This is a genomic window from Streptomyces griseorubiginosus, assembly GCF_036345115.1.
Classification (GTDB): Bacteria; Actinomycetota; Actinomycetes; order Streptomycetales; family Streptomycetaceae; genus Streptomyces; species Streptomyces griseorubiginosus_C.
This window is the reverse complement of the sequence record NZ_CP107766.1, coordinates 5623442-5646418: the sequence shown is the minus strand read 5'-3', so window position 1 is coordinate 5646418 and position 22977 is coordinate 5623442. Positions and strand designations below refer to the sequence as shown.

The 22977-nt window shown below is 71.4% G+C and carries 18 protein-coding genes; 4 read left to right on the top strand and 14 right to left on the bottom strand.

The genetic code is table 11. The features are described from left to right. Positions 1–146 precede the first annotated feature (146 nt). The 7 genes from OHN19_RS25605 to OHN19_RS25575 form a co-directional block, all read right to left on the bottom strand. The gene (locus OHN19_RS25605; RefSeq protein ID WP_330266442.1) at positions 147–1427 is read right to left on the bottom strand and encodes a cytochrome P450; all 1281 of its coding nucleotides are present in this window, start codon (positions 1425–1427) and stop codon (positions 147–149) included. Between the two features lie 111 nt (positions 1428–1538). Then, the gene (locus OHN19_RS25600; protein ID WP_330266441.1) at positions 1539–2621 is read right to left on the bottom strand and encodes a nucleoside triphosphate pyrophosphohydrolase; all 1083 of its coding nucleotides are present in this window, start codon (positions 2619–2621) and stop codon (positions 1539–1541) included. A gap of 121 nt (positions 2622–2742) precedes the next feature. Then, complete coding sequence (locus OHN19_RS25595; protein WP_330266440.1) at positions 2743–3390, bottom strand: SurA N-terminal domain-containing protein; 648 nt, start codon at positions 3388–3390, stop codon at positions 2743–2745. 217 nt (positions 3391–3607) lie between these two features. Further along, positions 3608–4480, bottom strand: a complete 873-nt coding sequence (locus OHN19_RS25590; RefSeq protein ID WP_330266439.1) for a glycoside hydrolase domain-containing protein — start codon at positions 4478–4480, stop codon at positions 3608–3610. A gap of 148 nt (positions 4481–4628) precedes the next feature. After that, complete coding sequence (locus tag OHN19_RS25585) at positions 4629–6122, bottom strand: protein kinase domain-containing protein (protein ID WP_330269707.1); 1494 nt, start codon at positions 6120–6122, stop codon at positions 4629–4631. Between the two features lie 38 nt (positions 6123–6160). Beyond that, on the bottom strand, positions 6161–6808 hold the full coding sequence (locus OHN19_RS25580; protein ID WP_330266438.1) for a hypothetical protein: 648 nt from the start codon (positions 6806–6808) through the stop codon (positions 6161–6163). Positions 6809–6967: 159 nt separating this feature from the next. Then, positions 6968–9193: an N-6 DNA methylase gene (locus OHN19_RS25575; protein ID WP_330269706.1), complete on the bottom strand. Its 2226-nt coding sequence runs from the start codon at positions 9191–9193 to the stop codon at positions 6968–6970. A 210-nt stretch (positions 9194–9403) separates the two neighbouring features. Here OHN19_RS25575 and OHN19_RS25570 point away from each other — a divergent pair, with 210 nt between their 5' ends. Both OHN19_RS25570 and OHN19_RS25565 read left to right on the top strand, forming a co-directional pair. After that, positions 9404–10096, top strand: a complete 693-nt coding sequence (locus OHN19_RS25570) for a hypothetical protein (protein WP_330266437.1) — start codon at positions 9404–9406, stop codon at positions 10094–10096. A 134-nt stretch (positions 10097–10230) separates the two neighbouring features. Beyond that, positions 10231–11025, top strand: coding sequence for a hypothetical protein (locus tag OHN19_RS25565; RefSeq protein WP_330266436.1), 795 nt, complete (start codon positions 10231–10233; stop codon positions 11023–11025). A 68-nt stretch (positions 11026–11093) separates the two neighbouring features. On the opposite strand, the gene OHN19_RS25560 is transcribed toward OHN19_RS25565, so the two are convergent. Beyond that, on the bottom strand, positions 11094–11837 hold the full coding sequence (locus tag OHN19_RS25560) for a GNAT family N-acetyltransferase (RefSeq protein WP_330266435.1): 744 nt from the start codon (positions 11835–11837) through the stop codon (positions 11094–11096). A gap of 63 nt (positions 11838–11900) precedes the next feature. Next, on the bottom strand, positions 11901–12614 hold the full coding sequence (locus tag OHN19_RS25555) for an HNH endonuclease family protein (RefSeq protein ID WP_330269705.1): 714 nt from the start codon (positions 12612–12614) through the stop codon (positions 11901–11903). 193 nt (positions 12615–12807) lie between these two features. On the opposite strand from OHN19_RS25555, the gene OHN19_RS25550 reads away from it, so the two are divergent. Continuing rightward, positions 12808–12993, top strand: a complete 186-nt coding sequence (locus OHN19_RS25550; protein ID WP_330266434.1) for an antitoxin — start codon at positions 12808–12810, stop codon at positions 12991–12993. Between the two features lie 165 nt (positions 12994–13158). On the opposite strand, the gene OHN19_RS25545 is transcribed toward OHN19_RS25550, so the two are convergent. Together OHN19_RS25545 and OHN19_RS25540 are read right to left on the bottom strand one after the other, a co-directional pair. Further along, complete coding sequence (locus tag OHN19_RS25545) at positions 13159–13755, bottom strand: nucleotidyltransferase family protein (RefSeq protein ID WP_330266433.1); 597 nt, start codon at positions 13753–13755, stop codon at positions 13159–13161. Between the two features lie 18 nt (positions 13756–13773). Then, positions 13774–14703, bottom strand: coding sequence for an SCO6745 family protein (locus tag OHN19_RS25540; RefSeq protein WP_330266432.1), 930 nt, complete (start codon positions 14701–14703; stop codon positions 13774–13776). Positions 14704–14819: 116 nt separating this feature from the next. On the opposite strand from OHN19_RS25540, the gene OHN19_RS25535 reads away from it, so the two are divergent. Then, entirely contained in the window at positions 14820–15404 is a 585-nt protein-coding gene (locus OHN19_RS25535) for a TetR/AcrR family transcriptional regulator (RefSeq protein WP_330266431.1), read from the top strand. 138 nt (positions 15405–15542) lie between these two features. Here OHN19_RS25535 and mfd read toward each other — a convergent pair whose 3' ends face one another. The 3 genes from mfd to OHN19_RS25520 form a co-directional block, all read right to left on the bottom strand. Beyond that, complete coding sequence (gene mfd, locus OHN19_RS25530) at positions 15543–19073, bottom strand: transcription-repair coupling factor (RefSeq protein ID WP_330266430.1); 3531 nt, start codon at positions 19071–19073, stop codon at positions 15543–15545. Between the two features lie 404 nt (positions 19074–19477). Next, the gene (locus OHN19_RS25525) at positions 19478–22057 is read right to left on the bottom strand and encodes an ABC transporter permease (protein WP_330266429.1); all 2580 of its coding nucleotides are present in this window, start codon (positions 22055–22057) and stop codon (positions 19478–19480) included. Beyond that, positions 22054–22842, bottom strand: coding sequence for an ABC transporter ATP-binding protein (locus OHN19_RS25520; RefSeq protein ID WP_330266428.1), 789 nt, complete (start codon positions 22840–22842; stop codon positions 22054–22056). The genes OHN19_RS25525 and OHN19_RS25520 overlap by 4 nt, the downstream gene beginning before the upstream one ends. Positions 22843–22977 lie beyond the last annotated feature (135 nt).

Here is a 22977-nt window from a genome sequence, read left to right as displayed (position 1 = left end):
CAGGCCACCGCGCTGGTCCGTGAACGTATAGGGGTTCGATCACTTGTCACAAGTTAATGCCGCGTAGATCACGTGAAGATCACAGAGTTGAGAGCGCGTCATGTTTGAGCGGCTCTCCTGCGGGGTTCAGTGGACCCCTCGGTCGATTACCGGACGGGTGTGAACTCCACGGGCAAAGTACGCAGTCCACGCATGATGAGCCCGCCACGCCAGCGCAAATCGGCTGAATCCACCGCGAGTTGCAGATCGGGGAGGCGGGTCAGAAGCGTGGCGAGCGCGGTCTGGCCCTCCAGCCGGGCGAGCGGGGCGCCGAGGCAGTAGTGGATGCCGTGTCCGTAACCGAGGTGCTGATTGTCACGGCGGGACAGATCGAGCACATCGGGGTCGGCGAACCGCTCCGGATCCCGGTCCGCCGCGGCGAGCACCACGAGCACGGGGTCGCCGGCCGCGATGTCCTGACCGCCGATGCGCAGGGGCTCGGTGGCGAACCGCCAGGTCGCCAGCTCGACCGGCCCGTCGTAGCGCAGCAGTTCCTCCACCCCCGTCTCCAGGAGGTCGCGTCGGCCGTCGGCGAGGGACCGCTGGAGCCGCTCGCGCTGCTCGGGGTGGGTGAGCAGGGCGTAGGTGCCGTTGCCGATGAGGTTGACGGTGGTCTCGAAGCCGGCGAACAGCAGGATGAAGGCCATCGCCGCGGCCTCGTTCTCGGTGAGGTGCTCTCCGTGGTCGGAGGCCCGGATGAGCCCCGAGATGAGGTCCTCACCGGGGGTGGGCTCGGCGGGCAGCGCTTCCCGCTTGCGGTGGATGAGCTCGGCGAGATACCCGCGCATCTTCTTCACGGACCGCGCCACCCCGCCCCGCGGCCCTCCCCCGTGACGGATCATCATGCCCGCCCAGTCCCGGAAGTCGTCCTGGTCCTCGCGGGGGACGCCGAGGAGGTCGCAGATCGCGTAGATGGGGAGCGGGAAGGCGAAGTCGTGGATGAGGTCGGCGGAGCCGGTCGCCGCGAACCGGTCGATGAGACGGTCCGTCAACTCCTGCACCCGGGGCGCGAACTCGGCGACCCTCCTCGGCGTGAACGCCTTGCTGACGAGCCGTCGGAGCCTGGTGTGGTCCGGCGGGTCGATGTTCAGCAGATGCGTCATCAGCTCCGCCTTGCGCTCGCCGGGGATACCGGTCTTCCCCTTGGCGTGCTCGGGCTCGTCGTGATGCGCCGGGTTCTTGCTGAGCCGCTGATCGGCGAGCGCCTGCTTGGCGTCGCCGTACCGGGTGACCAGCCAGGCCTCCACACCGCTGGGCAACCGGGTCCGGTGCACGGGGGCGTGCTCCCGGAGCCAGGCGTAGGCGGGGTAGGGGTCGGTGGCGAAGTCCCACGTGAAGAGGTCAGGGGTGGGAGCGGGGGTGGGGGTGGCGGTGGGCTGGTCGGTCACTCCTTGACCGTAGCCGGGTTTTCAGGGGGTCTGCTCCGGTCTCCTTCTCCTACAGCTCCATGACCGTGCCGTCGCTACCAACCGCCCGCCCGGCATCCCCGGGGTCGTCGCTCAGGTCTGCTTCTCCGTCTCCGGCTTCGTGTCCGTCTCCGTCCGGCGGATCGCGTCCCGGTAGGCGCGGGCGGCTGCTCGCAGGGCTGCCTCCGGGTCTGTTCCGTCGGCCTCCGCGCGGGCGGCCAGGGCGAGGAGTTCGTAGCCGATGCCCTCGCCCGCGGGCAGGGGGACCTCCAGTCCCGCCGTCCGCACGCGTGACGCCAGCTTCGCCGCGAGGGCCAGGCCGGGCTGGCCGAGGGGGATGCCCTCGGTCACCGAGGTGCGCTGCTTCTCCATCGCCTTGGTGCGCAGCCAGTGCGCCTTGACCTCCTCGGGGGTGGTGGCCGTCTCGTCGCCGAAGACATGGGGGTGGCGGTGGATGAGCTTGGCGACGATCCCGCCGGCCACGTCGTCGATGGAGAAGGGGGTGTCCGGGTCGTCCTCCGCGATACGGGAGTGGAAGATCACCTGGAGCAGGACGTCACCGAGTTCCTCGCGCAGTTCGTCGCGGTCGCCCTCCTCGATCGCCTCGACGAGTTCGTACGCCTCCTCGATCCCGTACTTCGCCAGGCCCTTGTGGGTCTGCTGGGAGGACCACGGGCACTCCGCGCGGATCCGGTCCATGACCTGCACGAGGTCGAGGAGCCGGGCGCCGGGCAGGTCGTAGGAGGCGGGGAGCAGCTCCAGCTCGGGCATCTGCACGCGTCCGGAACCGGCGAGCCGGGCCAGGCCGTCCGTGAGGGCCGGCTCGCCCTCGCCGGTGGCCACGACGACCACCGTGTTCCCGCCCGCGCAGACGCCCACCAGCTCCTCGGCCGTCGGCGCCGCCTCGTCGACGCGTATCCCCGCCTCCCGGAGATACGGCAGCTGGGGATGTGCCCCGTCCGCGCAGAGAACACGGTCGGCAGCGTGCAGCGCCTGCCAGGCGGGCCAGGAGAGCAGGCCGGGGGCGACGCGGTGGCTGGTGGTGAGCAGGACGATACGGCCGGGGGCGGAGGCCGTGTCGGGGGCGGGCGCCGTGTCGGAGGCGGGCGCCGTATTGAGGGCCTGGTCGTGCTGGTCGTCCTGGTCGGGGGCGGGCTCGAAGCCGGTTGCGTTCACGATTCGAAGCTAACGCACACCGCCGACGGGGAGATCGGGTTGTCCACAGGGCGGGGGTGAAGATGCGATCGTATGATCTTCGTCCGGGCGCTTCACCCCGCGGTGATGCGCCCTGCCTCCCCTACGCCGTCTGCTCGCTGCCCGCCCCCGTGACCTCCCGCACCCACGGCGTCTTCGCGTCCGCCCGGGCGCTCTTCTGGGCGTCCCACGTGCCGTAGCGCGGGTTGAGGTCGACGTCGAGTTCCTTGGATGCCTTGGTCAGGGCGCCCCAGAAGGCCGGATCGCTGGTGTCGGTGCCGAGCTTCGCCGCGAGTTTCTGGGCCTCCAGCTGGAGGCCCAGACTCTCGTCGAGGCGTTCGGGCGCGATGCCGTACTGCTGGAGCCACGCCGTCTCCAGGCCCTTCGACCCGCCGGCCTGCTCCTCCAGACCGGCGCGCAGTTGCTGGACCTCCTTGCGGGTCACGCTCACGTGCGCGTCCTCGGCGGCCCGGTGCAGCACCCGGTCGAGGACCATGCCGTGCAGGACGTCGCGGGCGAGGGTGCCGGTCTTGGCGATGGCCTGCGCGTACTGCGTCTCGTCCGTGACGGCCGCCCGCTGGGCGTCGCGCACCTCGGTGACCCGGTTCTCCAGCTGCGCCACGGTGATCCGCTGGCCGCCGACGACGGCCGCCGCGCCGGGATGCGCGTCGTTTCCGCAGGCGGTGAGGAGGGGTGCCGCGCAGGCGAGGGCGGCGGAGAGGACTAGCGCGGTGCGACGACGGCGGTGCAAGGAAGCCTCCCGAGGAGATTGTGCGACGGTGCACAAGGTCTTGCGGTGATCGATGGTAGGCAGGTGACCGGCTCTGGCCAACCCATTCGACCAACGATTCACCAGGACTTCGGGCACCGCCGCGCCGCCCGCACCGCGCCACGGCCGTCACGCACGCGTGGGCAGACCTCGGCCAGGCTCGCGTGGGCCCGCCTCATCCGCGCACGCGTGCCCGCCCTCAGCCGGTGATCGCCACCGGCCCGTCCCAGGCGTCCCGGTCCACGGTGATCGTGTAGCCGTTCCGCGTCTCCTTGCTGTTGACCAGGTACTGGTGACCGCGGCTGTGGTCGGTGTACTGGGTCTTGCCGAACGGCCAGTCCGTCGTCGTGGTGTTCTGCTTGTCCCACAGCGCGTACCAGAGGTTGCCCGGCAGGTCGGTCCTGTCGGTCGCGTTGGCGATCGCCTTGGCGCTGGAGCTGGTGAAGCCGTAGAAGCCCGCGCGGTACGTCTTGGCGCGCAGCGTCTTGTCGAACGCGCGCACGTAGGTGAGCACCGCGTCGTTGCACGCCTTGTTGGTGATGTCGTACGCCTCCATGTCCAGGAAGATCGGGCTGCCGACCTTCATGCCGAGTGCGGAGGCCTTGGCGACCGCGTCGGCGCCGTCCTTGGCCCCCAGAGAGGCGGCGGTGGAGGCGGTGAGCTTCTCCGGGCTGGAGCCCGTCTGGCAGGACGGCTGGGCGCCGACATAGAGGGGGATGAGCTTCCAGCCGACCGCGCTGACCGACTTGACCCAGGAGGCGGTGAGGTTGGGCTGGGCGCAGCCGCGGTTCTTGCCGCCGATGTAGACGGCTGCGGCGCCGTACAGACCGCCGTGCCATGCCTTCATCGCGGAGAGGGAGGGGGCGGCGCAGGTGTCGAAGGCGCGTCCGGTGTACGTCTTCTGGGCGGGCCAGGTGGTGGCGGCCATCGAGGTCTGCGCGGCGAGGCCCGCGCCGGCGAGCACCACCGCCCCGGCGATGCCCCAGCTGACGTATCTGCGCTTCTTCGACTGCCGATGGCCTGACTTGCCGGACCGGCTGGACCTTGACGACCTGGACGACATGGACGACATGGACGACCCCACCCCTGGTTGTGCTGTGCGTGGCTTGCATGGCTGAAACGACGCGCAAAGCTATCCGGCGCCGGGCATGCCTTTCGGAAACACAAGCCCCTCGAGACCACAAGATTCTCTCAGGGCACGGCAAAGACCGGCGCCCCGGCTAGCCGCGCACCTGGCCCAGCCACTGGAGCGTCCGGCGGACCTCGACGGCGAGCGGGTGGCCGGGTCCCTGGAGCCGTTCCACGTCGTGCAGCAGCCGGGCGAGGGTGTCGTGGGCGGCCGGCCGGTCGCCGAGGGCGAGCAGGAGGTGGCCGATGCGGCGGCGGACGTCGTGGGCGAGCTCGGGGCCGCCGGCCACGTACTGGTTCTCGTAGTACGGCAGCAAAGCGCGGTATTCGGCCAGTGCGGCCGCCGGTTCGCCGAGTTGTTCCAGGCACTGGGCGGCGTCGTAGCGGAAGCGCAGGGACTGCGGGTCGGCGTGGCCGGCCTCGGCGGCGCGTTCGTCGGCGAGGCGGCGCAGTTCGGGCAGCGCGCGCCGGTACTGGCCGTCGTCCATGAGGGTCGCGGCGTACTGCTTGCGCAGGGTGCGGACGACCGGGGAGTTGGCGCCGTGCTGTTCGGCGGCCGTGGGCAGGATCGCGCCGAGGATGTCGACGGCCTGGGTGATGCGCCCCTCGCCGAGGAGCCGCTTGACCTCGTCGACCGCGCGCGCGACGTCCGGTTTCTCGGCCTTCTCCGGGACGGGCGTGACGGGGGCGGGCTGGGGCGCGGGCGTGCGCGCGCGGTCCGGCCAGGGGGCGTGCGGCCGCAGGAAGGGGCGCGTGGGGTCGAGGGGCGCTCCGGTGGGCATCCCGCGCGCGGGCAGCAGCAGGGCCAGGTCCTCGTACACGTCCTGCGCGGAGGCCGGGCGGTGCTGCGGGTCCTTGGCGAGCAGCCGCAGGACCAGCGCCTCCAGGGCCTCGGGGACCTCGGGGCGGGTGCGGCGCACGGGCAGCGGCGGCTCGTAGAGGTGCCGGTGCAGCACGCCGAGGGCCGTGGAACCCGCGAACGGGACGTCTCCGCTGAGGAGTTCGTGCAGCAGCACGCCGAGCGCGTACAGGTCGGTGTACGGGCCGACCGAGCCGCCCATGGCCTGCTCGGGGGCCATGTAGGCGGGCGAGCCGATCGGCGAACCGGTGTGCGTGAGGCGGGTGGTGTCGGTGTCCATGACCGAGGCCACGCCCAGGTCGAGCACGGTGACCGTGCCGTCCTGCTTCACCATCACATTGCGCGGCTTGAGGTCGCGGTGGACGATCGGCACGGCGTGCACGGCACTGAGTACGGCGCACAGTTGCGCGGCGACCGCGACCGCCCACTGCCAGGGGTACGGGTCGTGCTCGGCCAAATGGTCGGAGAGGTCCGCGCCGTCGACGTACTGCATGACGAGGAACAGCTCCTCGCCCTCGCTGCCCGCGTCGTGCACGGTGACGAGCCCGGGGTGGTCGACCTGCGCGGTCACCCGGCACTCGCGCACGAACCGGCGGCGCAGCTCGTCCGCCTCCTGCCCGGCCACCTTGTCGGGGCGCAGCAGCTTCACCGCCACGCGCCGGTCGAGCCGCTGGTCGTAGGCCGTCCAGACCTGGCCCATGCCGCCCTGTCCGATGAGCGTGGACAGTTCATAGCGGCCTGCGACGACACGCCCTGTCGCCACGGTCACCTGCCGCCGTCGTGGTGGCCGCCGGTGCTGCTGTCGCCGTGGCCGCCGTCGTGCTTGCGCAGGTAGTCGCTGAGCTCGTCGAGTTCGGCGCGCACCTGGTCGATGCGGGCGGGCGCGGGGCGCTGCGGCGGGGGCGGCACGACACCGGAACCCGGGCCCGGGCCGGGGACCGGAGGCACGGGCGGCTGGGGGCGGGGCTGCGGCGGGGGCAGGACGGTCGAGGTGTACGGCGGTGTCGGCGCCGGGTGCGGCTGCGGGTGCGGGTAGCCGTAGCCGGTGTGGACGGTCGGGCCCTGGGGCGGCAGGTAGCCGGTGAACCGCCTCTGCTGGTGCACCCTGATGTCCATCACCAGGAAGTACACGCTGCTGAAGAGGCCGAGCAGCAGGACCAGGGACATCGCCACGTCGGTCCTGCGGTCGCTCTCCGGGAGCGAGCCGACCACCGCGAAGCACGCGATGGACAGCGGCAGGCTCGCCCAGGCCAGCACCCAGTCGACCACCCGGCCGCGCAGGAACGCGATCCGGAACAGGGGTGCGCAGGCGAGCAGGCCGCACGAGAGGAAACCGACGGCGGCGAGCACCACGCGCAGGGTGATGACCGTGCCCGAGTCGCGAGCGGGCGGCGCCGCGCCGTGGCCGTACATGAACGCTCCTGAACCGGGATTCGATGTGGGGTTCGAGCGTATAGGCCGATACCGACAACAGGTCACGGGTTGTACCGAACCGTTGTCGTCCTGATCAGTCGGGCGGTGAGTCCGGGGCGGTCAGTCGGGTCGCTCAGCCGGCCGGATCGACCGGTCGGGTCAACCGGGCGCGACCGTCCCGTCCGTGAGGCCGTCGTACATCCCGCGCACGAGTTGCTCCCCGAGCCGGCCCGCGTGGCGAAGGGCCCGCTCGAACTCGTCGAGCGCGCGGAAGCGTTCGCCGTAGCGCCGTTGCTCGTCGAGCGGCAGCCTGGGCAGTTGGAGCCGGCGCACGTCCAGGCGGGTCGCGGTGGAGGCGTAACTGCTGGCCTGGCGGTTGTTGGCGGTGCCGCGCAGGAAGCCGGCGAGGAACCAGGGGTCGAGCGCGGCGGGATCGGGGCGCAGGAGCACGAGGTTGCGCCCCAGCGCGGCGCCCCCGGTCGCCTCGTCGATCACCCGCGCCACCGACCCCCCGCCGAGCACCGGTACGACGACATCGCCGGGTTCGGTCAGCACGGCCTCCTCGTCGCTCTCGGGAAGCGTCCCCGAGGGGGCCGCCCCGGAGAGGACGTCATGGTCGGTGAGGACGGGCACACGCGCGTGGCCGCCGCTTCCACCCGTGCGCAGCATCAGGGCGCCCCCGCGCGCGAGTTCGCCGATGGTGGTGAGCGGCCACCGCGCGGGGCGCGCGCTGTCGGCGGGCGGCGGGGTGAGGTCGGCGGTCAGGCGCAGGGTCTCGCCCAGGCGCTCGCGCACGGCCGTGAGCTGTTCGGCTCCGTCGGCCGCGGTGGGCGGCGGCAGATGACGGGCGGGCGCGAGGTCCACGTCGTCGTCGAGGAGGTCGATGACGGGCAGCGCGCGGGCCAGACCGGGCCGTTCGGCGAACCGGCCGGCCCGGCCGAAGGCCTGCCAGGCGTCGAGCACGGCCTCGCGCACGGCCCGCCAGTCCGGCCCGCCGCGTCCCTCGCCCGCGTACCGCCCCACGTCGACGAGCAGCACCTCCGGCTGCGCGGGCGCCTTCTCCGGGCGGCGCAGCACCCACAGGTGCAGCGGGATGTTGTACGGCGGCGCCGCCCCGACCGGCAGGGCGATCACGGCGCGCAGGGCACCGCGGCGCAGCAGGTCGGCGCGGATCCGGCGGCCCGAGCGGCGGGAGGCGGCGGCGGGCGGCATGAGCAGGACGCCGGCGCCGCCGTCCTTGAGGCGGGCGAGCGCGTGCTGGACCCAGGCGAGCTCGGACTCGTTGCGGGCCGGGAAGCCGTACTCCCAGCGGGGGTCGTAGGCGAGTTCGTCGTGGCCCCAGTTGCGCTCGTTGAACGGCGGGTGGCACAGCACGGCGTCGGCGTGCAGCTGGGGATAGGCGTCGGCGCGCAGGGTGTCACCGGTGGCGCCGCGCACGGTGGACCAGGTGTGCAGCGCGAGCCGGAGCGTGGTGAGCGCGGCGAGTTCGGGGGCGCTGTCCTGGGCGTAGAGCCGCTGTTCGGGACGGGTGGCGGCGGCCTTCAGGAGGGCGCCGGTGCCGCAGGCCGGGTCGAGGACGGTGCGGACGGGACCCACCAGGTCGGCCATGAGACCGGCCAGGTCGGCCGGGGTGAGCGTGTACTGGCGCGGGTTGGCGTCCAGGTGCCGTCCCAGCAGGAACTCGAAGGTCTGACGGGCGCCCAGCTCGGCGGCGAGCTCGGCGACCCCGCGCAGGAGGGGGACGGAGGGGAGGAGTTCGGCGGCGGTGGGGGCGCGCAGTACCGCTCCGGTGTGCACGGGGGGTGGGGTGTTCACGGCAGGTCGGGTGTTCACAGCGGAGGGGCTGGCGGCGCCCGGTGCTCTGTGACCGGTGCCGGATGTGTTCACAGCGGTCGAGGTGTTCACGGCCCCCGAGGCGCCCACAGGCCCCGAGGTGTCCGCGGCCCCCGAGACGTCCACGACCCCCGACACGTCCACGGCCGCCGGTTGCTTCCCGAAGCGCGGCGTCAGTACGTCCCGCAGCGCTCCCGGCAGCATCGACGCGAGGCGTTCGTCGGAGCCGGCGCTCACGTCCAGCCAGACCGGCGGCCGGTCGTGGATCAGCAGCAGGACGCAGCCCGCGTGGGTGAGGGCGGTGACCGGCCCCTCGGGGTGCCCGGAGAGCTGCTGCCAGACACGCTCCCGCAGTGGCACCTCGGCGAGTTTCCCCTGCTTGCGCAGCCAGGACTCGACCTCGGCGAGGGCGAAGGAGGGGCTGGTCTCGGTGCCGCCGACGGGTCTCGGGAAGTCGGCGTGGCGGCGCCGCCAGTTGCTGACGGCCGCACGGCCCACCCCGGCCAGCCGTGCGATTCCGGCGGCGGTCACCTCAGTCGCGTTGTCCCGCACCCGCCCGCTCCCCTCGTCGGCCGCGCCACCCTGCGGCCCGCCTGTGACGCCGAGCATACCGACGTGCGCAAGATCTACCGCTTCACGGCCGTGTACGTCACCACTTTCGTGAACCGTGTTGACTCGGTTCACAGGCTCTGGTCTTATTGACCCAGCGAACGAGCGGCCGCCGGATGGGCGGCGGTCGCCGCGTCGGAGGGGGACACAGTCATGGGCATGAAGGGCAAGGTCGCGCTGAGCGCCGTCGTGGGGATCGTCGTCATCGGGGGCGTCTCCGCATGCGCCGGGGTCGACGGAGACGGCTCCTCCGGCGGCAGCGGCAAGCGCTCTTCGGCGTTGGCGGAGCGCAAGGCCGGGACCAAGAAGAGCGACAAGGGCAGCGACAAGGCCGAGGCCGAGAAGAAGGCCGCGTTCTCGGGGGACGGCGACTTCCAGGTCGGTTCGGACGTCAAGCCCGGCACCTATCGCACCACCGGCAACGACGACGGCATGTGCTATTGGGAGCGGGCCAAGGACGCCTCGGGCGAGATGGACTCGCTGCTGGCCAACGACAATGTCACCGGCACGAGTTACGTCACCGTCAAGGCCGGCGACAAGCTCTTCAAGTCGAGCGACTGCAACGACTGGGAGGCCGTCGACGCGAAGGCCAAGGGCTCCCCCGTCAGCGAGATGTCCGGCGACGGCGGCATGTTCAGAGTCGGCGCCGACATCGTCCCCGGCACCTACAAGTCCACCGGCAACACCGACGACTCCTGCTACTGGGAGCGCACCAAGGACGCCGAGCACGGCATCGACTCGATCCTCGCGAACGACAACGCCAACGGCACGGCCGTGGTCAGGATCAGCGCCTCGGACGGCTACTTCAAGACGGCGGGCTGCAAGGACTGGAAGAAGACCGGCTGAACCGCCCGGCCCTCTTCGGTCGGGCCCGGCCCGCACCCACCGCCGGGGCGTACCACCCGCACAGCGCGCGCCCCGCACCTCGTCACCGCACTTCACCTCACTGCATTTCACCGCATCACCACCAAGGAATCGCCATGCGCCGTACCGCACTCGCCGCTCTCTGCATCGCCGCCGCGGCCACCGCAGGACTCACCGGATGCCAGCCCGGCCAGGACACGTCGGACAGCGGCACGGGCGTCTCCAGCACGTCCGCCGCGCCCGCCAAGTCGGCCGCGAAGAAGGAGCCGTTCGCCGGGCTGACCGGCGGCGAGATAGCCGAGCAGGCCACGAAGGCCACGACCGGCGCCGCCTCGCTGCGGATGAAGGGCGACATCCCCGACGACGAGAGCGGCGGCACCATCAGCCTCGACGTGGCCCTGAACAAGAAGGGCGAGTGCGCCGGCACCATCGGCATGGGCGGCAAGGGCCGGACCGAGCTGATCAAGACCGGTGACCTCGTGTACATGAAGTTCGACGAGGCGTTCCTGCGCGAGCAGAGCGACGGCGAGTCGAAGTCGGACACCGACGCGGCCGTGGCCATGCTGGCCGGCAAGTGGACCAAGACGAAGGCGACGGGCGCGGACGCCAAGGAGTTCGGGGACTTCTGCGACCTGACCAAGGTGCTCGAGGGCGCCGAGGACACCGGCTCCGACGCCACCCGCGGAAAGACGACCACCGTCGACGGGACGCCGGCGATCGTCCTGCACGAGAAGGACGGCAAGGACCGCTACACCCTGTACGTCGCCACCGAGGGCAAGCCGTACCTGCTGCGCGTCGACAGCACGGCCGGGGCGGACCAGGGGTCGGTCACCTTCAGCGACTTCGACGAGCCGGTCCCGGCGCAGAAGCCCGCCGGCGAGATCCTGGACCTCGACGCCCTGGGCGGCTGAGCCGAGGAACCCGACGCATCACGCGGGGACGCACCGGTCCGGCGACTCCCCACCAGGACGCGGCACGCTCAAAGGGCGTGCCGCATCCACACGTTGGGCTCCACATACACCGCGTACCCGCGCTCCGGCTCACACCGCACCGGCACCAGCGCCCCGGGCACCTCTATGTCGCCCGGAGTGTCGAAGGGCAGCCCGGTCCAGCCACGCCACTGCTCCAGCGAGCCGGCCACCGTCATGGAGGCGGGCGCCACCGCGTGGACGGCGGCACCGGCCCGGGCGTGGACGCGGAGCCAGGGGTCGTACGGCAGCCCGTCGGGCCGTACGCGATAGGCGTACTCCTCGATGGGCGTGTGCGGTTCCAGGTGCTTGGCGCTGGGCCGGACCGGGGCGACGACCTCGCTGAAGCCGTGCGCGCGGGCGTTGTCACGCATCGCCGAGAGCATCCGGGCGGACAGGCCCCGGCCCTGGGCACGCGGATCGACGACGACCGAGATGGCGCTGACCGTGTCGGGCCGCACGCCCCGGCGCAGGTCTCCGAACGCCCACACCAGCGTCTCGTCCCAGCCCCGGGCGGGCAGTTCACCGCGTTCCTCGGTGTGCAGGGCGAAGGGCACGCTGTGGGCGTGCGCGACGACCTCACCCCGCTCGTCCTCGGCGAACAGCACGTACTCGGGGAGTTCGTCGGAGATCCGCCCGTAGTGGGCGTTGCCCACGGGATCCTGGGTCACGAACTCCGGCCAGCTGTTGGCCATGCCGAGGACGCGCTCCCGCATCTCGGGACGCTCGGCAAGACTCGACACCTTCAGCTCCATGCGATCACCGTAGGCCGCGGCCCCTCGCACCGGAAAGCGTGTTTTCCCGACCGCGACGGCCCGTCAGTCCGCGTGGAACCTCGGCGGTGCCTCGGTCGGGTTGCCGCCGGTCGGCAGCTTCTGGCCGGGGCAGCCCGAGAGGACCTTCTCCATCGCGGACTTCTCGGCGGCCGTGACCCACAGCTGGTACTTCTTCTTCACCGCGACCTGGGCGGCCACATACGTGCACCGGTACCCCTTGTTGGGCGGCAGCCAGGTCGCCGTGTCGCCGTCCCCCTTGGAACGGTTGGTGCTCGCGTCGACGGCGAGGAGGTTGAGCGGGTCGTTGGCCAGAGCTATGCGCTTGCCGGCGTCCCAGTACTTGGCGCCCTTCTGCCAGGCGTCGGAGAGCGCGACCACATGATCGATGTCGACCTGGCTGCGGCCCCGCCGGTAGGTCACCTCCTTGCCGGAGTACGGGTCCGACTCCAGCACGCCGTAGGAGACCTTGCAGTCCCCGCCGGTGAACTTCACGTCCTCCAGGTCGCGCTTGAGTATGTCGTCGCGGGTGTCGCAGTCGTTCGAGTCCGTGTCGGCCCACGCGGTGCCGAACCTGTCACGGTCGTAACCCGTCTTGGGCGCACGGCCCTTGACGGTGAGCGACTCGGCGGCGGTGAGGGCCGCGCCCGAGCCCCCGGTCTCCTCCGGTCCTCCGGACCCCGTGGTCGTCTCCGCCTTGCACCCGGCCACGGCGAACACCAGCACGACGGCGGCCGCGGCCCCGCCCCTCAGACGCATCACGTGCGCCCCTCCCCTTGCAAACCCGGTCCGCCCCCGCAGGGTGCGCTTTCCCTGGTACGTCGTCGCGCACACCGTAGCGAGCGGGCGCACCGCGGCATTCAGGAGGTCCGGACCGTACGCCCTTCGAGTGGGCATCACGGACATAACGGCCGTATCGTCATGTCTGAGTCACCTCCGGAAGGAGCTCTGGATGGGCATCTTCGACAGGTTCAAGAGCAACCGCCAAGCGCAGGACAAGGCCAAGGGCATGTCCGACATGGCGGAACGGAAGGTCAACGACCGGACCGGCAACAAGTACGAGAGCCAGGTCGACGACGCACAGCAGAAGATCGAGGGGTCGCTCGGCATGGACCGCGACAGGCCGGACCAGCCGTAGGCCGGAACGGCCGAAAGCGCGAACAGCCGTAAACCTGGATGCCGTCCGCGGAGCCCGTCTCCCGCGGGCGGCTTCGGCGCCCTGGACGGATCAAGCCCGGGCAGGTCGACCGGCCAGCTCGGCCGGTCAGCTCGGCTGGTCAGGTCGGCCGGTCAGGTCGGCCGGTCAGCTCGGCCACGGCAGCACCCTCAGCTGCGGCCACTCCTCCCTCCAGCGGGCGGCCTTGGCCTCGTAGACCTCTCTCGGAGCGAGGACCGGGTTGGGGCGGAGCACGAGGTTGAACACGTCCGACAGCCCGTGCGGGGCGTAGATGCGCCACTGACCGCCGGGCTCCAGTCGCACGCCCAGACAGCAGGTCGTCGCGGCGAAGCGGTCGATGGCGGACTCGGTGGAGTCGTAGGGCGGGCAGGGCACCCCGAACTTCCGCTCGTACCAGAGGTGCACCCGGGCCTCGTTGCGGATCTCGACCTCGGCCGGCAGGCCCTCGAACACCTCCCGCCCCGCCTTGATCACGGCGTCCTCGGCCTCCCAGGAGAGATCGGTGTCGTCGAAGTAGAAGACGTCGTAGTCCTTGATGCCCTGGGTCGGGGGCCTGTCGGTGACCACGTTCCACACGGTCTGGAAGAGGCAGCCCGCCGTCACGTACCAGCCCGGCAGGTCAAGCCCCGCCGCCCTCGCCATCACCTCGGTCAGGATCTCGTTGCGCCCGAGGGCGGCGCGGAAGGCGTCCAGTTGTTCCTCAAGAGGAAGTCGTCCGAACATCCGCCCTGCCTATCACGGTCAGACCCTGCCTATGCCCAGCGTCGTCTCCGACGGGAGCAGCCCGGACGACAGCACCGCGACCCAGAAGTCACCGAGCAGGTCCGCGAGCCGTTCGGTGTCCGCCGCGCCGAGCAACTGCCAGGGCGCGGCAGCCAGTTGGTCGGTCAGGTGTTCCACGTGGTGCCGGAGGTCGCGGCCGGCGTCCGTGGCCTCGCCGTGCTCGTCGACCAGGCCACGGGCCGTCAGACGCTCCCGCGCGGACCGCCATTCCTCGGCGCTCCACCCCCGGCTCTCGAAGCGCTCGACGGACGCGGCGCCGATCGCGGCGAAGGAGACGAGCGACTCGACCGGGTCGAGGCCCGCCACGAGCAGGGCCGCTATGTGGCCGTCGCCGCGGTGCTCGCGCAGGATCGTGGCCGCCTGCCACAGCTGGAGGTGAGGAGCCTCGGGCCACTCCAGCCCGGCGTTGGCCGCGGCGAGCGGGCGGCACGCGGTGTCCACCGACTCGGCGGCGCGCCGGGCGAGTTCGGCGGCCGCTGCCAGCTCGGGGCCGCCTACGCGGTCACCGAACAGGGCACGGTAGGCCCGGTCGATCCCCCGCATCCTCGCCGCCGACACCGCGGCGGGGTCGGCGACCGCCCAGGCGGAGTCCATGTGCTCGGCGACCATGCGCGGGCTGAAGCTGTAGAAGGCGGAGGCCACCTGCCCGGCGCCCACCGGCCCCAACGGCGCGGCACGCAGGGGGAAGTAGCTCGGCCAGCGCTCCTTCGTGTCGTAACCGAGCGCCGCGGCCTCCTCGAAGACCTCGGGCGCGTAGTAGACCACCGCGTGCAGGGGCTCCAGCAGGTGCCAGAGCCGGCGCACCTGACCCGGCTCCACCGCCCCGCAGGCCGCCTGAGCCGCTCCAGCGGGGCCCTCCGCCTCGGTCCTGCCGTCGCCCTTCGACATGACAAACCTCCCCGTCGCCACCGGAGCCCTCGAAGCGAGCCCACAACTTGACACTGACTAGATTGACTCATCCACCCGAACTTGTCAATGCCAAGATTGCGCGTAGGCTGCTGACCATGGCACCAGCGGAATCCAAGAAGCCGAATCGCCCCTACCACCACGGCGACCTCCGGCACGCGATCCTCACCGCGGCGCTCGACGTCCTCGCCGCCGACGGACCCGCCGGGCTGAGCCTGCGCGACCTCGCCCGCCGCGCCGGCGTCTCGCACGCGGCCCCGGCCCACCACTTCAAGGACCGCACCGGGCTCCTGACCGCGATCGCCGCCGAGGGCTTCGGGCTGCTGGCGGCGGGCCTCAAGGAAGCCGCGGACCTCAAGGACGCGGGCGTGCGCTACGTCCGCTTCGCCCGCGAGCACCCGGCCCACTTCCAGGTCATGTTCGCGCCCGAACTCCTGCGCGCCGACGACCTCGAACTCACCACGGCCCGTGCCCTGGCCACCGACGCCCTGCGCACCTCGGTCTCCAGCGTCCGCGCCGAGGACTTCGGCATCGACAGCCGGCTCGCGGGAGTCGCCGCCTGGTCCCTCGCCCACGGTTTCGCGACGCTGCTGCTCAGCCACAACCTGGACGGGCCGGTCGGCGACAGGGACCCGGAGGAGGTGTTCCGCACCCTGGCGACCACACTCTTCCGCACGCCCTGACCCCACGGCCGGCCCGAGCGTCAGGTCCCAGGCCGGCGGGCGCCGGCGCCGCGCTCACCGGCAGGTCGCAGGCCCGGCCCGCAACAGCGCCCGCGCTCACCAGCAGGTCCCAGGCCCGGCCGGCAACAGCGCCCGCGCTTACGACCCCAGGATCGACGTCAGGAACTCCCCCACCCAGCCCAGCAGTTCGCGTCCGACCAGCGGCTTGCCGCCCACCTTCGCCGTCTTCGGGCGCGGCACCAGCACCTGGTGCACGGCCGGCTTGATGACGGTGCCCGGGTACAGCCGCTTGAGGCGCAGTTCCTGCGACTCGCGCAACTCGACCGGCGCGAAACGGATGTTGGTGCCCTGAAGGACGATCTCACCGACGCCACACGCGCGTGCCAGCATCCGCAGACCCGCCACGAGCAGCAGGTTCTCCACCGGCTCGGGCAACTTGCCGTAGCGGTCGACGAGTTCCTCGCGTACGGCCTTGATGTCCTCCTCGGTGTTCACCGAGGCGATCGCGCGGTAGGCCTGAAGACGCAGTCGCTCGCCCGGCGCGTAGTCGTGCGGAACGTGCGCGTCGACCGGGAGCTCGATCTTGACCTCCAGCGGCGGCTCCTCCTCGACCCCGCCCTCCAGCGAGGCCCGGTAGTCCGCCACGGCCTCGCCGACCATGCGGACGTACAGGTCGAAGCCGACGCCCGCGATGTGCCCGGACTGCTCGCCGCCGAGGAGGTTTCCGGCGCCGCGGATCTCCAGGTCCTTCATGGCGACGTACATGCCCGCGCCCATCTCGGTGTGCTGGGCGATGGTCGCGAGCCGCTCGTGCGCGGTCTCGGTCAGCGGCTTCTCCGGCGGGTACAGGAAGTAGGCGTAGCCGCGCTCGCGGCCACGGCCCACCCGGCCGCGCAGCTGGTGCAGCTGGGAGAGGCCGAAGTTGTCGCCGCGCTCGACGATGAGCGTGTTCGCGTTGGAGATGTCGATGCCGGACTCGACGATCGTGGTCGACACCAGCACGTCGAACTTCTTCTCCCAGAAGTCGACGACGACCTGCTCCAGGGCCTGCTCCGACATCTGGCCGTGCGCGGTCGCGATCCGCGCCTCGGGGACGATCTCGCGCAGCCGCGAAGCCGCCCGGTCGATGGACTCGACCCGGTTGTGGATGTAGAAGACCTGGCCCTCGCGCAGCAGTTCACGGCGGATGGCCGCCCCGATCTGCCGCTCCTCGTACGGCCCGACGAAGGTGAGCACCGGGTGGCGCTCCTCCGGGGGCGTCGTGATCGTCGACATCTCGCGGATGCCAGTGACCGCCATCTCCAGGGTTCTGGGAATCGGCGTCGCGGACATGGTCAGCACGTCGACATTGGCGCGGAGCTTCTTCAGCTGCTCCTTGTGCTCGACGCCGAAGCGCTGCTCCTCGTCGACGATGACCAGGCCGAGGTCCTTGAACTTGGTCTCCGAGGAGAACAGCCGGTGGGTGCCGATGACGACGTCCACCGAGCCCTCGCGAAGCCCCTCCAGGACGGCCTTCGCCTCGGTGTCGGTCTGGAAGCGGCTCAGCGCCTTCACGACCACCGGGAACTGGGAGTAGCGCTCGCTGAACGTCCCGAAGTGCTGCTGCACCAGCAGGGTCGTCGGGACGAGGACGGCCACCTGCTTGCCGTCCTGTACGGCCTTGAAGGCGGCCCGCACCGCGATCTCCGTCTTGCCGTAGCCGACGTCGCCGCAGATCAGGCGGTCCATGGGGACCGACTTCTCCATGTCCTCCTTGACCTCGGCGATGGTGGTGAGCTGGTCGGGCGTCTCCGCGTACGGGAAGGCGTCCTCCAGCTCGCGCTGCCACGGGGTGTCCGGGCCGAAGGTGTGCCCGGGGGCTGCCATCCGCGCGCTGTACAGCTTGATGAGGTCGGCGGCGATCTCCTTGACGGCCTTCTTCGCGCGCGCCTTGGTCTTGGTCCAGTCGGCGCCGCCGAGCCGGTGCAGGGTGGGCGCCTCGCCGCCGACGTACTTGGTGATCTGCTCCAGCTGGTCGGTGGGGATGTAGAGCCGGTCGCCGGGCTGGCCGCGCTTGGCGGGGGCGTACTCGACGACGAGGTACTCGCGCGTGGCGCCCTGCACGGTCCGTTGGACCATCTCGATGTAGCGGCCGACGCCGTGCTGCTCGTGGACGATGTAGTCGCCCGCCTCCAGGGTGAGCGGGTCGATCGTCTTGCGGCGCCGGGCGGGCATCCGGGCGCCGTCCTTGCCGGCCGCCTTCTGGCCGGTCAGATCGGTCTCGGTGAGCACGGCGAGCTTCAGGGCAGGGTCCACGAAGCCGTACTCGATCGAGCCGCACGCCACGTGCACGACGGACGGGCTGAGGGACGCGAGCTCCGCGTCGAGACGGGCCGCGATGCCCTCGCCGCCCAGCACCTCGACGGTACGGGCCGCGGGGCCGTGGGCCTCGGTCACGAAGACCGCGCGCCAGCCGTCGGCGAGCCAGCCCTTGGTGTCGGCGAGCGCCTTGGCGGTGTCCCCGCGGTAGGTCTCGGGGGCGTGCATGCCCAGCTTGAGGGTGTCCGCCTCCAGCTCCAGATCCGCGGCGAACGGCGACACCGACCACCACATCATGTCCAGCTCGCGCGCGCGGTCCCGGACGTCGGCGATGGACCACAGGGAGGCCGCGCCGACGTCGATGGGCGCCTCGCCGCCGCCCGCGGTGGCCGCCCAGGACGCCTGGAGGAACTCCTGCGAGGTCGCCACGAGGTCGGAGGCACGCGTGCGTACCCGCTCCGGATCGCATACGACTGCCATGGCGCCCTTGGGCAGGACGTCGATCAGGAGCTCCATGTCGTCGACGAGGACCGGAGCCAGGGACTCCATGCCCTCGACCGCGATCCCCTCGGCGATCCTGCCCAGCAGCTCGCCCAGCTCGGGGTGCTGCTCGGCGAGGGCACGCGCGCGTGACCGTACGTCGTCGGTGAGCAGGAGTTCGCGGCAGGGCGGGGCCCACAGGCCGTGCTCGGCGACTTCCAGGGAGCGCTGGTCGGCGACCTTGAAGTAGCGGATCTCCTCGACGTCGTCGCCCCAGAACTCGACGCGCAGGGGGTGTTCCTCGGTGGGCGGGAAGACGTCGAGGATGCCGCCGCGGACGGCGAACTCGCCGCGCTTCTCGACGAGCTCCACGCGCGCGTAGGCGGCCGCGGCGAGGGCCTCCACGACGGTGTTCAGGTCGGCGGTCTGGCCGGTGCGCAGCGCGACCGGCTCCAGGTCGCCGAGGCCCTTGACCTGCGGCTGGAGCACGGAACGTACGGGCGCGACGACCACGGAGACCGGGCCGGTCTCGGGGTCGTCGGGGCGGGGGTGGGCCAGGCGCCGCAGGACGGCCAGGCGGCGGCCGACGGTGTCGCTGCGGGGGCTGAGCCGCTCGTGGGGCAGGGTCTCCCAGGACGGGTACTCCACGATCCCCTCGGGCGGGAGCAGGGAGCGCAGTGCCGCGGCCAGGTCCTCCGCCTCGCGGCCCGTCGCCGTCACCGCGAGCACCGGGCGGCCTGCCTCGCGGGCGAGGGCCGCCACCGCGAAGGGGCGGGCCGCCGGAGGGCCGACCAGGTCGACGTGCATGCGGTTGCTGTCCTGGGCGGCGGCGATCGCTTCCGCGAGGGCGGGGTCCTTGACGACGGCGTCGAGCAGACCGTGCAGGCTCATTCGGGGCGGCTTTCGTCCGAGGGGGGCTGGGGGCTTGGCTGGGGGTGGGCAACGCGAAGGGCCCGACGCGGTGACCGGCCGGGGGGTCTCCAGCGTACGACGCTGCGGCGAGCGGTGCGGGGGCTGTGGACAACGCCGGGTTTCCGCACGGGCGGTTGTCCACAGGGCCGGTGTGGGGGCGGGCCTCGCGGTGTTTCGCCCCCGCCGCCCCTACCCGTCCCGTCCTCCAGGGGCGCTGCCCCTTCGACCCCGCCCCCTGAGGGCTGCGCCCCCAGACCCCCATCGACCCCGAAAGGGCCTCGTCCTCAAACGCCGGACGGGCTGAAAAGAGAAAGCACGAACCCGGCGCCGAGAAGTCCCCCGTGACTCCTCGGCGCCGGGCCCGCTCCCCCGTCTCGGAGTGACTACTCCGTCGCGATCGCGTTCAGCACGTTCATCCGGCCCGCCCGGAACGCCGGGATCAGGGCGGCGAACAGGCCCACGAAGGCCGAGCCGACGAAGACCGCGATGATCGTCGGCCAGGGGATCTCCAGGACCTTCAGGCCCTCCAGGGCGAGGAGCTTCTGGGCGGTGGCGCCCCAGCCCATGCCCAGGCCGAGGCCGAGCAGCGCGCCGAAGAGGGCGATCACCACCGACTCCATCCGGATCATCCGCCGCAGCTGGCGCCGCGAGAGGCCGATCGCCCGCATGAGGCCGATCTCCCGGGTCCGCTCGACCACCGAGAGCGCCAGGGTGTTCACGACACCCAGGATCGCGACGATGATCGCGAGGGCCAGCAGGCCGTAGATCATGTTCAGGAGCTGGCCGATCTGGTCCTTCAGCGCCTGCTTGTAGTCGGTCTGGTCGCGCACGGTGTACTGCGGGTAGTCGTGCAGCGCCGACTTCAGGGACTTGTACGCGGCGTCCGTCTGCCCCTCCTTCGCCGAGGCGAAGACCAGCTGGTCGAGGGGCATCTTGTCGGCCGGCACGTACTTGGCGAGGGTCGCGATCGACGTGTACTTGGAGCCCGCGTCGATGACGACGTCACTGCTGGTGATCGCCCGGACCGTGAGGTTCGCGGTCGCGCCGTCCTTGAAAGCGACCTTGATCTTCGAGCCCAGGTGGATGCCGTGCGCCTTGGCGAACTTCTCGTGGACGGACATCGAGTCGGGCTTGTAGGCGTCGGCGAGGTTCCCGGCGACCGTCTTGGTGCGCAGGTCGGTCGCGTACGTCGGGTCGGCCGCCGTGATGTCGGTGTCCTTGAGCGTCTTGCCGTCGGGGGTCGTGTAGTCGGCCTCCGTGATCTTGTACTCGGTGACCCTGGAGAGGCCGGGCGTGTCCTTGACGGCCTTCACCGCGGCCGGCGTGACCAGCTGCCCGTTGTCGGACTGGATGATGAAGTCCGTGCCGACGGTCTTGTCGAGCTGGTCGGTGGCCGAGGCGACCATGGAGGAGCCGACCACCGAGAGGCAGGCGACCAGCGCGAGGCCGATCATCAGGGCGGCGCCGGTGGCTCCGGTACGGCGCGGGTTGCGCAGGGCGTTGCGCTCGGCCATGCGGCCGACCGGACCGAACACCCTGAGCACGATCGCGCCCAGGACGCGCACCACGCCACCGGCCAGCAGCGGGCCGATCACGACGAAGCCGATCAGGGAGAGCACCACGCCGAGGCCGAGCCACAGGGAGCCGTCCTTGGCCTTGTCGGCGGACGCGGCCAGGTAGAGCGCGTAGCCGCCGCCGGCGGTCAGCAGCCCGCCCAGCACACCGCGTACGACACCGGCCCTGGCGTCCGCCGGGGCGCCCGCGTCCCGCAGGGCGGCCATCGGGGAGACCTTGCCCGCCCGGCGGGCGGGCAGCCAGGCGGCCAGGACGGTGACGACCACGCCGAGCAGCAGGCCCACCACCGGGGTCGTCCAGGCGACCGTCAGGTCGCTGGTCGACAGATGCATGCCCATGGAGCCCATGAGCTTCATCAGCCCGACCGCGAGCCCGACGCCCGCGCCCACCCCGAGGACCGAGCCGAACACGCCCAGCAGCAGCGCCTCGGCGAGCACGGACCGGTTGACCTGGCCGCGGGAGGAGCCGACGGCCCGCATCAGGCCGATCTCCCGGGTGCGCTGCGCGACCAGCATCGAGAAGGTGTTGATGATCAGGAAGATGCCGACGAGGAAGGCGATCCCGGCGAAGCCGAGCATCGCGTACTTCATGACGTTCATGAAGCCCTCGACGTCCTTCTGGTTGGCGTCGGCGGTCTCCTTGGCCGTCTGCACCTTGTAGGCACCGCCGAGCTCGGCGGCCACGTTCGTCTTCAGCCGGGCGTCGGTGACCCCGGAGGCGGCCGTGACGTTGACGTTCGTGTACACGCCCGGCTCGCCGACCAGCGTCCGCTGGGCGGTCTTCGTGTCCAGGTAGAAGATCGCGGCACCGGGGTTGGTGACCTGGAAGTCGGCGATGCCGGAGATCCTGGCGTGGTGCGTGCCGACCGCGCTGATCACGCCGATGTCGTCACCGAGCTTCAGGTGGTGCTTGTCGGCGGTGTCGGCGTCGACCATGATCTGGCCGGCGTTCTTCGGCGCCGTACCCGAAGTGATCTTCATGGTGCGGGCGTCGTTGGCGTTCCAGCTGCCGACGATGGTCGGGGCGCCGCTGGAGGGCGAGAGGTTGTCCTTGTCGGCGTCCACGACGGTCACCGAGGTCGAGAAGACGGTCCCCTCCGCCGACTTCACGCCCTGGGCCTCGCGCACCTTGGTCAGCACAGAGGCCGGCATGACCGGCGGCTTGCCGTTGTCGGAGGTCGTCTCGCCGCTGTCGGAGGCGCCCTTGGCGCTCACCGTCACGTCCGAGGAGGTGGCCGTGAAGAGCTTGTCGAAGGTGGTATTCATCGTGTCGGTGAACACCAGCGTGCCGCAGACGAAGGCGACCGACAGCAGGACCGCGACGGCCGACAGGGCCATGCGTCCCTTGTGCGCGAAGAAGTTGCGCATCGAGGTCTTCATGACGGTCATGACGTGCGCCCCCGGGCGTCGAAGTCCTTCATGCGGTCCAGGACGGCCTCGGCGGTCGGCTTGTGCATCTCGTCGACGATCCGGCCGTCGGCGAGGTACAGCACGCGGTCCGCGTACGAGGCGGCGACCGGGTCGTGCGTGACGATCACGATGGTCTGGCCGAGCTCGTCGACGGAACGGCGCAGGAAGCCCAGGACCTCGGCACCCGCGCGCGAGTCGAGGTTTCCGGTCGGCTCGTCACCGAAGATGATCTCGGGGCGGGCGGCCAGGGCGCGGGCCACGGCGACGCGCTGCTGCTGGCCGCCGGAGAGCTGGGTGGGCCGGTGCTTGAGCCGCTGGGCGAGGCCCACGGTGTCGACGACCCGCGCGAGCCACTGCTTGTCGGGCTTGCGGCCGGCGATGTCCATGGGCAGCGTGATGTTCTCGAGCGCGTTGAGCGTCGGCAGCAGGTTGAACGCCTGGAAGATGAACCCGACCCGGTCCCGGCGCAGCTGCGTCAGCTTCTTGTCCTTGAGGCCGGTGATCTCGGTCTCGTCCAGGTAGATCTGACCGCTCGTCACGGTGTCGAGTCCGGCGAGGCAGTGCATGAGGGTGGACTTGCCGGACCCCGAGGGGCCCATGATCGCGGTGAACTGTCCGCGCGCGATGTCCACGTCCACATGGTCAAGGGCGACGACGCGGGTCTCACCGGACCCGTACGCCTTGACGACCTGCCGCGCCCGCGCGGCAACGGCCGTACGCCCTCCAGTGCCCCCGTGCCTGGTGATGGTCACAGCCGATGTCACGGTATGTCTCCTATGTCGGTCAGCAAGAAACAGCGGTGGAACAGCCGATCAGCTGGGCGATCGGTGCGTTTGCTTGATTACGGCGCTCAGTCTGGTCCCGCGGGGCGGTCCGGCGCGCTGGTGCTCAGCACCCTC